This is a genomic window from Kitasatospora sp. NA04385, from assembly GCF_013364235.1.
Taxonomy (GTDB): Bacteria; Actinomycetota; Actinomycetes; order Streptomycetales; family Streptomycetaceae; genus Kitasatospora.
In genome coordinates this window covers 8,387,649-8,400,742 of sequence record NZ_CP054919.1, presented here as the reverse complement: position 1 = coordinate 8,400,742, position 13,094 = coordinate 8,387,649, and the positions used below count along the sequence as shown (strand labels likewise).

12 protein-coding genes are annotated in these 13,094 nt (G+C 70.8%); 2 read left to right on the top strand and 10 right to left on the bottom strand.

What is annotated here, in order from left to right; translation table 11 throughout:
- The first annotated feature begins 610 nt into the window (after nucleotides 1–610).
- Nucleotides 611–3,334 (top strand): DEAD/DEAH box helicase, encoded by a 2,724-nt coding sequence (locus tag HUT16_RS37265; RefSeq protein WP_303392128.1) that lies wholly within the window; start codon nucleotides 611–613, stop codon nucleotides 3,332–3,334.
- A gap of 251 nt (nucleotides 3,335–3,585) precedes the next feature.
- Here the strand turns inward: HUT16_RS37265 and HUT16_RS37260 are convergent, their stop codons facing one another.
- From HUT16_RS37260 to HUT16_RS37220, 9 genes are all read right to left on the bottom strand, one after another.
- Nucleotides 3,586–3,795: a DUF6527 family protein gene (locus HUT16_RS37260; protein ID WP_176192384.1), complete on the bottom strand. Its 210-nt coding sequence runs from the start codon at nucleotides 3,793–3,795 to the stop codon at nucleotides 3,586–3,588.
- 110 nt (nucleotides 3,796–3,905) lie between these two features.
- A complete protein-coding gene (locus HUT16_RS37255) occupies nucleotides 3,906–5,288 on the bottom strand; it encodes a ThiF family adenylyltransferase (RefSeq protein WP_176192383.1) in 1,383 nt (460 codons plus the stop codon).
- Nucleotides 5,285–5,674, bottom strand: a complete 390-nt coding sequence (locus tag HUT16_RS37250; protein WP_176192382.1) for an E2/UBC family protein — start codon at nucleotides 5,672–5,674, stop codon at nucleotides 5,285–5,287. The genes HUT16_RS37255 and HUT16_RS37250 overlap by 4 nt, the downstream gene beginning before the upstream one ends.
- Nucleotides 5,671–6,144 (bottom strand): multiubiquitin domain-containing protein, encoded by a 474-nt coding sequence (locus HUT16_RS37245; protein WP_176192381.1) that lies wholly within the window; start codon nucleotides 6,142–6,144, stop codon nucleotides 5,671–5,673. The genes HUT16_RS37250 and HUT16_RS37245 overlap by 4 nt, the downstream gene beginning before the upstream one ends.
- 217 nt (nucleotides 6,145–6,361) lie before the next feature.
- The gene (locus HUT16_RS37240) at nucleotides 6,362–6,877 is read right to left on the bottom strand and encodes an ImmA/IrrE family metallo-endopeptidase (protein WP_176192380.1); all 516 of its coding nucleotides are present in this window, start codon (nucleotides 6,875–6,877) and stop codon (nucleotides 6,362–6,364) included.
- Nucleotides 6,864–7,190 (bottom strand): helix-turn-helix domain-containing protein, encoded by a 327-nt coding sequence (locus tag HUT16_RS37235; protein WP_176192379.1) that lies wholly within the window; start codon nucleotides 7,188–7,190, stop codon nucleotides 6,864–6,866. The genes HUT16_RS37240 and HUT16_RS37235 overlap by 14 nt, the downstream gene beginning before the upstream one ends.
- A 182-nt stretch (nucleotides 7,191–7,372) precedes the next feature.
- Nucleotides 7,373–8,518 (bottom strand): hypothetical protein, encoded by a 1,146-nt coding sequence (locus HUT16_RS37230; protein WP_176192378.1) that lies wholly within the window; start codon nucleotides 8,516–8,518, stop codon nucleotides 7,373–7,375.
- Nucleotides 8,512–9,303, bottom strand: coding sequence for an ATP-binding protein (locus HUT16_RS37225; protein ID WP_254898192.1), 792 nt, complete (start codon nucleotides 9,301–9,303; stop codon nucleotides 8,512–8,514). Before HUT16_RS37225 ends, HUT16_RS37230 begins: the two co-directional genes overlap by 7 nt.
- Nucleotides 9,300–10,547, bottom strand: coding sequence for a transposase family protein (locus HUT16_RS37220; RefSeq protein ID WP_254898191.1), 1,248 nt, complete (start codon nucleotides 10,545–10,547; stop codon nucleotides 9,300–9,302). Before HUT16_RS37220 ends, HUT16_RS37225 begins: the two co-directional genes overlap by 4 nt.
- Nucleotides 10,548–11,375: 828 nt before the next feature.
- Here HUT16_RS37220 and HUT16_RS37215 point away from each other — a divergent pair.
- Nucleotides 11,376–12,461 carry a helicase associated domain-containing protein gene (locus HUT16_RS37215; RefSeq protein ID WP_176192377.1) on the top strand — a complete coding sequence of 362 codons (1,086 nt, stop codon included), beginning with the start codon at nucleotides 11,376–11,378 and terminating at the stop codon, nucleotides 12,459–12,461.
- 117 nt (nucleotides 12,462–12,578) lie between these two features.
- Here the strand turns inward: HUT16_RS37215 and HUT16_RS37210 are convergent, their stop codons facing one another.
- Nucleotides 12,579–13,052, bottom strand: coding sequence for a hypothetical protein (locus tag HUT16_RS37210; protein WP_176192376.1), 474 nt, complete (start codon nucleotides 13,050–13,052; stop codon nucleotides 12,579–12,581).
- Nucleotides 13,053–13,094: the final 42 nt, after the last annotated feature.

Sequence of the window (13,094 nt, the reverse complement as noted above, 5' to 3'; positions counted from 1 at the left end):
CCCGCGGAGCGGGTCCCTACGGGCCTTCGGCCCTTCGGTTCGCCTCGCGCTCCGCGCGAGGGGGCCGCCCTTCGGGCGGCCTGGACCCGCTCCGCGTGTCCTGCGCCCGGCTTCGCTCGGGCGCGGCCGGCGCTTCGCGCTCGGCCTGGGCTCGCCTCCGCTTCGCTCCGGCGGCCCCGGTCGGCTGATGCCTGGTCAACTCGCTGGCCTGGCTTTTTGGCTGACGGAGGGGCGGCCTTCGGCCTGGCTGACTAGAGGGGTGTCCGCCGACTGCATGTCGGACCGGCCGGGGTCGACTGGCGTCGGCGGACACCTGCCGTTCGTCTGCCCCGACTCTCGCGGATCATGCCGGTGGACCAGGTGGCCGCGCTCCCGTGCGCATGCTTCACTTCGTGCTGTCATCCGATCCCGCCTGCAGGGCTCTCCCATCCCGGGTTTTCGCGTTTTCCTGCGGGCGGTTCTGGGGCTCTGATATTCTGCTGTTCGGTCCCTTTTAATGGGCCGTATTGTCGGTCGAATTTTCTTTCGGGTTTCGTCCGGCCGCGTGCATCAAAACTGACTGTGAGGCTATCCCGCGTGAACACGGGTGCCTATTCGAGAGGGGCAGGGCATGGGGACTTCCGGGGTGGTGGCGGGGCGTCAGGGGCGGGCCCGGGGCATCAAGCTGAGGCCGCACCAGGAGGAGGCGGTGGAGGCCATCCTGCGGGCGCTGACGCCTCGTCCGAACCAGGTGGTCCCGGCGGGTCTGCGGGCCACGGTGCAGCTCGCCACCGGTACCGGCAAGTCCTTCGTGGGGGCGGTGGCGGCGCAGCGGCTCGCGCCGCGGGGTGTGGTGATGGTGGTGGTGCCGACGCTGGACCTTCTGACGCAGATGCGGGCGAGCTGGGTCGAGGCCGGCCGCGCGGGCGAGGCTTTGGCGGTGTGCTCGCTGGTCCAGGAGGAGCTGCCGGAGGGGATGCCGGGGACGACGCATCCGCTGGTCATCGCGTCGTGGATCGACCGGGCGGCGGCTGCGGGCAAGCCGCTGACCTTGTACACCACGTATGCCTCGGCGGGGGCGGTGGAGGACGCCTACGCGGCCTGGCGGGAGTTGCAGGGGCGGGAGCTGGTGTCGCTGGACCTGATGGTCTGTGACGAGGCGCACCGGTCCTCAGGCAGCGCCGAGAAGGCGTGGACCGTGGTCCACGACCAGACCGCGATCCCGGCGGCCCGGAGGTTGTACATGACCGCGACCCCGCGCGTGTGGCAGCCGCCGAAGCGGCGCCGGCGGGACGAGGAGGAGGGCCAGGAGGTCGAGCAGGACGGCGGCCAGGGCCGCCGCTTGGCGTGGCAGCCGCTCCCCGAGGAGCTGGCCGTCAGCATGGATGACCAGGCGATTTACGGGCCGCAGGTGTACACGCTGGGTCTAGCGGAGGCGATCGACCGGGGGCTGCTGGCGCCCTTCGAGGTGGTGGTGCTGGAGCTGCGGGACCCGGAGACGGACCCGGTGGCGGCGGCCGCTCAGCCGGTGCCGTGGGGTGCCGGCGCCGGGGAGGCCGAGGACGGCAGCGAGGACCAGGTGCCGGCGAAGCGGGTCGCGGCGATGCAGGCCGGGCTGCTCAAGGTCGCCTCGGAGCACGGGCTCCGACGGACCATCACCTTCCACCCGAGGACGTTGGAGGCGCGCTACTTCGCCGAGACGCTGAACCAGACGGTGGAGCGCCTGAGCGGCGAGGACCCGGACGAATTCCCCGAGGAGGTGTGGTCGCAGTGGCTTTCCGGTGAGCACCCGGTGGATTACCGCCGCTACATTCTCGGGGACTTCGGGAAGTCCGAGGAGTACGACGGCCTGGCCTATCGCGTGCTCGCGAATTGCCGTGTTCTGGGGGAGGGCGTGGACATGCCGGGGGCGGATTCCATTCTGCTCCAGGGGCGGGGAAGCATGGTCGATATCGTCCAGGCCATAGGGCGTGCCCTTCGGATGAAGCCCGGTGAGGGGAAAGTGGCGCGGATTGTCGTGCCTGTTTTCCTCCGTGCCGGTGAGCAGCCCGGGGACATTATGGAGTCGGATTCCTATGGTCCGTTGATCAAGGTGTTGACGGCGATCCGCTCGCATGATGCTCGGCTGGTGGAGGCGCTGGCGGTGCCGCAGCGCAGCGGGCGGCGGACCACCGGCGCGCGGGCCGAACTCGCTGGTGCGCCTGGCGAGGGAGAGGGCGAGCAGGAGGCAGCGGGGGCATTCGTGCTGCCGGTCCGGTTCCAGTCGAAGGTGACGCAGACCGCTTTGGCGCTGTTCGTCGCGACGCAGGTTTTTCGGTCCGAGAGCGTGTACTGGAAGGAGGGGATGCAGCACTGCGGGAAGTGGGTGGAAGAGCACGGATCTTTGGATGTTCCGTACAACGTGATGGTGGGTGAGAGGGGTAATTTCCCGCTCGGCAAGTGGCTTTCGGACCGGCGTCACGAGCGCGCGAGGGGCGACATGCCCGCCTACCGTGTCGTGCTACTGGATTCCCTGGGCATGATCTGGTCGGTGTCGGACGCCCGGTTCGAGGCCGGACTGGCCTGGGCGCGGCAATGGGCGGCGGAGCACCACGGCTACCTGGCCGCACCGGCGCGGGCCTCCATCGGCGGGTACGCGATCGGGACGTGGCTGGTGGAGCTGCGGGCGCAGGCCGAGGTGCCCGACGGGCAGCCGGGTGCGCTGTCCGCGGAGCGGCGCCGGGCGTTGGAGGCGATCGATCCGTGGTGGTGCCCGGCCTGGCCGATCACCTGGCAGCGCACCTACGCGGCCTGCCGGGCGTGGTGGCTGGCCTGCGACGGGGTGGTGGACTGGCCCACCCTGCCCATCGAGACGGCCTTCGAGGGCGAGGCGATCGGCCGCTGGGTACGCTCGCAGCGCGGCGCCTGGACGCAGCTCGCCGAGGAGCAGCAGGACCTGCTGCTGGCGCTCGGCATCGAGGAGGACCACGAGCTGGCCGCCGCGGCCGCCGCGAAGGCGGAGAAGGCGACTCGGCCGGTGCGGGCCCGCGGGGACCGCTTCGTGCAGCACCTGGAGGCCCTGCACGCCTTCGCGGAGCGGGAGGGGCACGTGCGGGTGCCCCGGCAGCACAAGGAGCCGCTGGAGGCCGCCGTGGGCGAGGAGCCGGTGCTGCTGGGCCTGGGGGCGTGGCTGTCCAACCAGCGCAGCCGCCGGGCGAAGCTCACCTTCGAGCAGCTCCGGCTGCTGGGCCGGGCTGGCGTCGAGTGGGCCGCCGAGCTGGCCCCGGAGTGGCAGCGGCGGGTGCAGTCAGGCGGCCGGTGTGCCGACAAGGGCGACGGCCTGGTCGCGGAGGAGCGGCCGCGGTTCTTCGACTAGTGGGACGCGGACGAGCGGGCGCGGGACGCCTACCGCGACGAGTACGACGGGCCGGCGCTGGACTGGTAGCGCGGTCATGGCCACGCTCAGCTCGGAGTAGCTTGGGCAGTTGGAGGCCCTGGGCATGGCCTGGCGGGCCCGTGCCGAGCGGAGCCGCCAGTGCCCGGCGGTACGCTGCCGGGGCCCTGAGAAAGCGCTGGAAGGCCGTCCCCCCTAGAGGGTGGCGGCCTTCACGGTGTCGGCTGCGGAGGCTAGACCCAGACCACCTGTCCGTTCTGCAGGAAGTAGTGGCAACGCCCGCTAGCTCGTGTCTCGTCGATGCTGGGAGTGATCGTCAGGGGGGCCTGCGTGTGGATCGTCCATGCGGGCTGGCGGTTGGGGTTGAGGTTGAGCAGGACCCGATGACGGTCCTTGCAGGGGCAGTCGAAGGCGAGCCACTTCGGATGCTTGTCGAAGGCCACGAGCACGGCCTGTCGACGAGGCAGTCGGTCGGGGATCTCGTTGACGCTGACGACTGTTGACCAGACGCGCCATCGTCTCCGCCAGGGCCAGACGAGCCGCCCAAGCAGCCCTACGCGTCTGGCCAATTCAGCCCCCAGTACCGCTCGGTGTCGCCGTAGTTGGAGGGGTCGTCGGAGCCGCAGTAGTGGGAGGGCGTAGGTTCCTGGTGGTTGGCAGAGCTGCGGCGCTCGTGGGCGAGCAGGAGCGTCTCGCTCGGTCGCGGGGTCGGGCCGTAGCCGATGAGCCGTTCGAGGAGTTCGTTGACTGCCGCTGCTGCGGTGGCGGTGGTGAACGCGATGACGGCGGGCTCGACGCCGGGCAGTGCTGGCGCGTATCCCTCACGCTCCAGGCGGGCCTGTTCCTGAACGGTGCGCTCCTGGGCGGCCGCGATGTCGGGAGAGACTCGGCCCCGGCAGAGCAGGCAGGCGGCGCCCGGATGAAGGACGGTGACCCGTCCGATGATGTCGCGCACGGTGTTGTCGGCGGCTGCGCTGATCTTGATGCCGCAGTCGATGAGGGGCGTGAGGTAGGTGTAGGAGAAGCGGGAGAGGCGCATTCGGCCGGCGTCGTCGTCGGTGCAGCCGAAGACGATATCGGCGCCGACGACGTGCTGGGCGACATGTCGGTGGCTCACCGTTCCGACGACCGGGTTGATTCGAGCGTCGGGGGCGATTCGGGTGAGGTGGTCGGCGGCAACGTGCACCTTGAAGCGGCCGACGTCGGCGGGGGTCGATCCGTAGACGCGGGTGAGGTTGCTGGTCGAGAGCGTGTCGGGGTCGATCAGGGTCAGGTCGCGGATGCCGAGGCGGACGAGCTGCTCTGCGACGGCGGAGCCGGTGCCGCCGATGCCGACGACGGCGATCCGCAGCTGGCCCAGGACGTGCTGGATCTCGGGGCCGAACGCGCGTACCTGGCGGTCGTGAAGCTCCGGTAGATCGGGCGTGGTGGCGCTGAACGCTCGGAAGAGGCGGAAGGCTGGCCCGGCGACGAAGATGCGGTCGATGGTCGCCAAGTGGTCGCCCTCGATGTGCCCGGTGAAGGTGATGCCCCTTTCGCCGGGCGCGATGGTCAGGGCTCCGTAGAGGCCGCTGCCGGTCCGGGTGGCGAAGGTGCCGGCGAGCTGCGTGTTGACGACGGTGTCGCGCCGGCTGAGTGTCGGCGTCGATCCGGGAGCGGGGTGGGTGTGGACCCAGATCGCGGTGCACCCGGTGTGCTCGGCTTCCCGCAGTGCGGGCATGAAGCCCTCGGCGGTGATGCTGAAGCCGATGTCGCTGCGCGCGGTGTAGACGTGGCTGGGCACCTCGACCAGCCGGATGCCGAGGAGGCGGATGCCGCCGGTGGGCAGGGCCGCCGTCCTGGCCAGCAGGACGGCGCCGCTCTCCAGGGGTCGGGCGGCCATCGCGAGGAGCTGGTCGGCGACGGCGGTGGTGACGGTGAGGGTCGTGTGGTTCATGCCGCGGCTCCGGCGGCGACCAGCTCGGTGCGCAGCAAAGCGGTGTAGCTCTCCAGTCCGTCGATGCTGGTGCGCCAAGTGGACGGGTTGAGGTGCCGTGACCAGCGTTGCCATGTGCGGCCGTGGTGGGTCTCGTGGACTTCGGTGGCTGGGATGGTCGCTCCGCTGGCCGTGGTCAGCGCCGGGGAGATCCACCACATGTCCGGCGGCACGTCCGGGTACAACGGTGCGAGGCGGAAGAGGATGTCCGCCTTCGGGACGTTGAGGCCGGCTGGCAGCGGGAAGTCCGCGAGTTCGACGCACAGCATCCCGTTCTCCTCGAACACCTCGTAGGCGATGCCTTGGCGGTCGAGGAAGGCGAGGTCGTCGGCGGGTAGCAGGCTCATCGCTCGCGGTCCTCCCCAGCGCCCGGGTTGATGCGGCCGGGCGCGGTGAAGAACCGCATCCCGTCGTGCAGCGACACCACCTCGTCGTCGGCGATCTTCCGGTCGTGCTGGTCGACGACGTCGAGCCACAGGTCGCGGTCATCGGCGACGGGGGGCTGCGGCAGGGCCCGAAGTTCCAGGCCGGTCATCCGCTTGTGGGTGACCTCGTAGCGGGAGCGGTCGATGAAGATCGCGATCGTTCGCGGGTCGGAGAAGAAGCGCATCCCGTCCCGCAGCTCGAGGTGCTCGCTCTCTTCGACCTGGCGGTCCGGCTCGTCGGGCACGTCGAGCCAGATCTTCTTGTCCTCCGGGATGTCCGGGTCGGCGATCCGGCGCAGCTGGGCCGGGGTGGCATGGCGGGTCGCGGTCGCGTACTCGCGGCCGTCGATGGCGATGGTGATCCGGTGGGGCTGAGCCTCGGATGCGGTCATGCGCTGCTCCTTGTCGGGAGTCGGGGGATCGGGCAAAACGGGCGGCGCGAGTCACGCGCCGCATCACCAGCATCTGGAGACATCCGGAGCCTCCTGTGCCACTTCCAGAGTGCGCGCGAGAGTCAGCAGAAGCAAGCTTTTTTCGAATGAAAATCTAACTGTCATTTATGGATCAAGAAAGGGCCGCACCGAGGTGCGGCCCCTGCATGCTCTACCTCTACATGGGGTCGGAGAGGATCCCGAGGTTCAGCAGGCGGTAATTCATCGCGGTCGTACTCATCCCGAAGCGCTTCGCCAAGTCCCCCACCAGGCCGTCTGCGGAGGTGACGTTGATGCCGCGCACCGCCCTGCGAACCATCGTCTCCGGCGCGAGCAGCGCCGCCGCGAATCGGTTGGCTTCCACCTCCTCGCGATCGGTGGCCATGCTGGAGACGGAGTCGCGGAAGTTCACCCGCGTCCCGGTGTCCAGAATCAGCGGCCGCCCCCGGTGCAGGATGAGGTGCCCCAGCTCATGCGCGACCGTGAACCGCTGCCGGACCTCCGCATGATCCTCATTGACGCCGATCACCTTCTCCTCGCCGCGGCGCAGCAGCATCCCGGAGACGTCGCCGTCCAGCTTCTGCTGGACCACGAGGACTCCGAGCTCCTCCGCGAGGTTCATCGGGTCGACCTTCGGCTCCGTGATGTCGAAGCGCTCCAGGAGCCTGCCCGCTTCGATGTCAGCCTTCGCCATCTCGACTCCTCAGCTCCTCGGCGGCCCGCTCGACGGACGCGACCATGTCAGCCAGCTCCTGAGGCAGGTCATGCGTGGGGGCGAGCACCCGCAGCGGTGGGAGGAGTTCGGCTGGCTCCACCGACAGCGCTGTCGCTATGCGCACCAGCCTGTACGGCGGCGGCGCCTGAACCCCCTTCTCGATGTTGGTGACCGAGGCCCGCGTCACCCCGATCTCCCGCGCCAAGAGCTCCTGAGTCAGATTCGCCTGCAGCCGGGCGGCCTTCACCCGGCGGCCGACTTCCCGGTCGTACGCTCTCTGATCATCTTCCATACTGCTCCCCCGATGTCAGCCTGACTGTCATCCAACCCTAGTACACCTTCCCGGACGCGGCTCCAAGAGGGCCTGCCCCATCCGGGCGAACAACAGGAAATCAGGGAAAGGTCAGCTGCAATGAGAAGCCAGCTGGATGCCTGCCACGCGGCCCAGGGCAGGCGGGGGGCGGCGGAGGCCGGTTACCTGCGCCGGGCGGGTGGGGGCGGGCAGCCTTGCATGATCTCGGGGCCTGCGGCCCAGGGGTAGCGGTAGTGGGCATTGCTGAAGGGCCAGATCGTGCGCTGGTTCTGCGGTTTGGGGGCGGGGCGGCCCGGGCGGGCGCGGGGCTTGGGTGGCTGAGGTGGGCGCAGTTTGCAGGAGTCGGCGAGGTCGAACAGGTGGGGCAGGTCATTGCCGGTGAAGGGGGCGGTGAACAGCGGGGTGTCGCCGGCTTCGGCGATGGCGTGCTGGTAGGCGGCGGCGAGGAGCAAGGGGCGGGCCCAGGGCGGCACGGGGTGGGTGAGGCAGCCGAAGCGCAGGCCGTCCGCATCGTGGAGGGCGATGGTGGCCGCTTCGGCGGTGAGGTCGCTGGGGCGGGCGGTTTGGAGCTGGGCGTCGGATGCGGCGGTGAAGACCGCGGTGGCGAGCTGGGCCGCGAGATGGGGGTGGGCGGTCGCAGTGTGGAGGCGGCGGGCGACTTCGGTGGCGGTGGCGGGGGGCATCTGCGGCGGGTGGAAGCCGCGGTCGTGGGCGAGCGGCGGAGCGCAGCGGCAGCGGCGCTGGGCACCGTCGCCGGAGCAGTAGGTGGTCAGGGCGGGCAGGTTGAGCCAGCGGTCGTGCATGGGGACGGGGCGGGGCGGGCGGCTGCGCGGGAGGTCGGTGTCGTCGGCGCCGGGAAGGCAGGCGGCCGCGTCGGCGAGGCGGTGCTCCACGTGGCGCAGGGCCTGTTCGAGGGTGGGGGTGGGGCGTCGGCGGTGGCAGACCAGGACAAGGTGGACGCCAGTGCGCTCGCGCAGGGTGAGAAGGTCGTGGATGCGGCGGCGGCCGAGCAGGTGGGCTCGCAGCACGGTGAGGTGGGTGATGGGGGTGGCGAGGGTCCAGGCGGCGGCCATCGCCCAGGGCGGGTCGGGGTCGAGGCTGGGGTAGCCGGTGACGGGGACGGGTTTGCCGAGGGCGGCGAGGATGTCGTAGGCGAGGCAGATCGTGGAGTCGGTGCCGATGGTGGGGTGGACGGTGGCCCGGCCTGTGGTGGGGTTGTGGGCGGCCTGAGCGGCGCGGGTATGGGGCAGGTCGTCGTGGGGGTCGAGGACGACGGTGACCGGCGGCGGGTCGGGGCAGGTCAGCACGGTGCGCCTGCCTGTCGTCGGCCGAGTTTGCTGTAGGCCCAGCGCACGAGGTCCTCGTCCACCTTGGCGCGGCCGGACTCCTTCATGCCTGCGGCCAGGTGGTGGGTGATCTTTGCCCAGGCCCGGAAGTTTCCGTGGGCGGCCTCGCGGTCGCACAGGGCGATCAGCTCGGGTTCGGCATCGGTCCAGATCGAGTGGAAGGCCGGGATGGTGTCCAGGACCTCCTCCAGCGTCAGCGGGTCGATCTCCTGCCAGCAGTAGACCCTGGACTCGAGCATCGGCTCGCTCTGCAGCATCTCGAAGCAGCCGTTGCCGCCGGTGAAGACGATCGTCAGGTCAGTGCCGGTGTCGTCCCACAGGTAGCGCAGGTACTCGAAGCACAGCTTCGACAGCCACTGGGCCTCGTCGCACACCAGCACCCGAGTCTCCTCGAGGGCCCCGCGCAGCATGCGGTCGAACTCGATCGCGTGGGAGGGCGGACGGCCCGGGAGCCCCAGCGCGTAGAACAGTTCGTGGCGTAGGTCCCGAGTCGAGGGGCGGGCCCGGAACTGGATGCGGTGGGTGATCTGCGGGGCGAGGTCACGCAGCGAGGCGTTGACCGCGAACGACTTGCCGTGCCCGGCCCTGCCGTAGATGCAGATCATCGCCCTGGCTTCGATCGCGGCGCGAATGTTCTCCCGCACCGCCAACAGGGCCCGGGTGCCGACCACTTGGGCGCCGCTCAGGCGCATGTAGTGGTCCTCGCGTTCGGCGGGCAGCCGGCCCAGTCGGTCCGCGGTCGTCACTGGCGTCCTCCTTCTCGTTCTGCTTCTTCGTCGGGCCCGTCCGCGGCGGCGCTGCGGTCCGGGGTGGGCGGTGTCCCGGGTGCCGGCGGGACGGCGTCGCCGTCGGGGGCGGACGGGTGGGATCGGCGAACGGGGCGGGCCCACGAGGCGGGTGCCTCGCGCGGGGGGATGAGGTCCGGCAGCGCCCGCTTCGCCAGATTGCTCCCGAGCCCGGTGGCCACGGCGAGCTGTTCCTCGACTTCGGCTGCGGTCAGCGCCGCCAGCAGCTCGGGCCGGCCCGGCCCGGTGATGGCGCCGTAGCGGCCCAGTCGGCGGCGCTGGCGGTCCGCGGAGGCCAGCGCCCGTACCATCGTGCGCCGCTGGGCGTCCTTGGCCCGGCGCAGCGCAGCCCGTTGGGCCGCGGTGGCGGCGTCAGCGAGGTGGGCTGGCCCGAGGTGGGCGCCGGTGGCGGCGTCGAACACCTCGATCTCGTGGTCGTGATGGGGGACGAACCGTACCCGTACCCGGGTGCCGTCCATGCCGTGCATCCACGGGCCGACGTAGTAGCGCCCGCGCCAGTAGACGCCCTTCGTGGACAGGAGCTTGTCGCCTCCCGCGTCCTCGAGGGTGAAGGAGCGCAGCAGGGCGGGCGGGACGTCCTCGATCGGGGTGGGGTCGTCTTGCCACGCCTGGAGTGGTGTGCGGCCGCCGAGCGGCTTGGGGCGGTGCTCGGTGTTCCACCACCGCACCCAGTCCAGGAGCCGTGCGGTGAACTCCGCGAACGGCAACAGGCCGTCCAGGTCGCCGCGCCGCGGGCGCGGCGCGGTCGTGGCGGTGGGGGCGTGGAGGTAGCCGGGCTGCGCGACCAGGAACATCGCGGTGACGCAGTGGTTGAGGTTCTCCACCGTGCCCTTCAACTCCGGCCGGCGGGCGGGGAGATCCTGCACCGGGACCGCGAGCGCGCCCAGCGCCCTGGTCACCGTGGCGCACAGGAACTCCTTACCGCGGTCGACACGAACCAGCTCCGGCAGCCCTCCGATCGGCCCGTACGGGCCGATCGGCTCGTCCCTCGACAAGGCGATCCGCAACGCCGCCAGCACCGCGTCCCTGGACGGCTGGTGCGGAGTGACGGCCGCACCCGTGATCGCGTTTTTCGCGCAGTCGATGAACCACGTCACCCACGGGCGCACCGCACGCCCGTCCAGCTCGACCTCGACGGGCAGGTGCTTGTGGTCGCCCTCCCAGCAGGCGTTGCGCCACTTCACCGGACGGGCCAGATGCACATCGTGCGCACGCCGGGCCCCCTCCCCGCCCTTCAGCGCGGCACGCTGACCCGCGTTCAGATCCCGGCGCACCGCCCGCTGGAGTGTCGCCAACGACGGCACGCCCACTCCCCCGGCGTCCCCATCCAGCTCCCCGTCCGCTCCCCCGCCGACAGAGCCGTCCGCCGACCCACGGGCCTGCGCGACAAGCTCCCGGTGGACCGCCGCCGCGTTCCCGCACCACAACGCCAACCGCGCATGGACCTCGTCGGTGACCGTGAACCGCGGCCGGGGCCTGCGCGCCGTCCGGCCCTCCTGACGCGCCTCCCGCAGCCAGCGCTGCACCGTCCGCACCGACCGGCCCGCCGAGGAAGCCGCAAGTCGAACATGACCGGGCGTCAGAACACCGCGCTCCTCAAGAGCCAGAAGCCGGAACACCACCTGCTCCCGCACCACCCCCGCCGCACCGCCAGCCCCAGCCTCATCGCCCCCGCCACCGCCGTCCGCCACCCACGCCTCCCGGCCCGTCCGACAGCCCCGGCAACGGCCGAGCCCGTCCCCTACCCCTCCAGGAAGACAGCGACCGCACCACGATGACGCCCGAAACCGCATTCCGATGACACCCAGCAGGACCATCTGGTACAAGCCGGACACACCGTCAACGCAGAGGAAACCGCACGAACCCGACCAGCAGAAACATCATCCCGATGACGCCAAAAACCGCACCAAAATGACGCACCACCAGCCACCACCACCGCCCATCAGCACAAACACCCCCACACCCCACGACAGAAAACCGCCGTATCCAACGACAAATACATGCAACTTCACATGGTCGAGGCCCTGGCCGTGCCCCAGAAGTCCGGCAAGCGGACCACCGGGCGCAGCGCTGAGGCGCAGATGGCACCGGGTGAGGGTGAGGGTGGCGGGTCGGCGGCGGGCGGGTTCTCGCTGCCGGTGCGGTTCCAGAGCAAGGTGGACGAGGACGTGCTGGCGTTGTTCATCCAGGCGCGGGTGCTGACGGGTGAGAACCAGCTCTGGCGGGAGGGGCTGGGACATGCACGGCGGTGGCACGCGGGACACGGGAATCTCGACGTGCCGTATTCCGCGCGGGTCGGCGAGAACGGAGTCTTCCGGCTCGGTGAATGGCTCACGCAGCGCCGGGTTGAATTCGCGAACGGCGAGCTGGCGCGACACCGGGTCAAGATGCTGGACGACCTGGACATGATCTGGTCTGTCTCCGACGCGCGCTTCGACACCGGGCTCGACTGGGCGCGGCTGTGGGCGAAGGAGCACGGCGGCTCGCTGGCCGCACCGGCGCGGGCGTCGATCGGCGGGTACGCGATCGGCGGCTGGCTGGCCGGCCTTCGGGCCGCGGCCGAGGTCCCCGAGGGCGAACCCGGCGCGCTGGCCCCCGAGCGCAAGGCCGCGCTCGAGGAGATCGACCCCTGGTGGTGCCCGCGCTGGCCGGTCACCTGGCAGCGCTCGTACGCGACCGCCCGGCAGTGGTGGCTGGAGTCGGACGGCCGAGTCGACTGGGCGCTGCTGCCGGTGGAGACGGAGTTCGAGGGCGAGCCGCTGGGCCGGTGGGTGTGGGCGCAGCGGGCGGGCTTCGCCGAGCTCGACCAGGAGCAGCAGGACCTGGTGCTGGCGATCGGCATCGAGGAGGACCAGGAGCTGGCCGCCGCCCGCGCGGCGGCCGCGGCGAAGCCGAAGGTGTCGCGCACCGACCGGTTCGCCGCCGGGCTGGCGGCCTTGGCGGCCTTTGTCGAGCGGGAGGGGCACGCCCGCGTGCCGCGCCCGCATAAGGAGGGGGATGTCGCGCTGGGCGCCTGGTTGAACAACCAGAAGGCTCGCCGGGGCAAGCTCAGCGCGGAGCAGCTCGGTCAGTTGGAGGCGCTGGGCGTGGCCTGGTAGGCCGGGGTGGCAGGGGCGGTCAGCGTCGTGTCAGCTCTCGGCGAGGCGGCCGGGGCTCTGGTCGGGGGCTGTGGAGGAGGGTGAGGTCCTACTTCTCGATGGGTCGGAAGGAGGTTGTCATTGTTCGATGCGCATGTTCCATTGCACGGTTTCCGGGGCGTCGACGCTGACGTTGATGTCCTTCGGTGAGCCGAGATGGAAGCTGTTCCTGGAGGGGGTGACGCTGCCGACAGCGCAGGGAATGGTGGTGGTGGACACCGGCTCCATGTGGAGGGTCAGGGTTCCACCGGTGCACAGGATGGTGACGGTGAGTTCTCCGGCTTTGACCGAGAGGTTGGCGACGCTGGTGCCTGCGGTACGCAGGGGCACGGAGGCGAGGGTGGTGACGCCGGGTTCCGCCGGGGGCAGTTCGGGGATGGTGGGCGGGGCCGTGGTCGATGGGGTGATGGGTGAGGGTGCGGAGGGGGTACGGGAGGGCTGGGTCGTGGGCTCGGCTCGGTCGCCTGTGCTGGAGGTACATCCGGTGGTGATGGCCACGAGAACGGTGGCTCCGAAGAGTGCGGTGCGCAGGCGAGCGGGCTTGGCGGTCACGGTTTTCCGTCCCTGTCGTCGGTGGGCCGCCCGCCCGGTGGG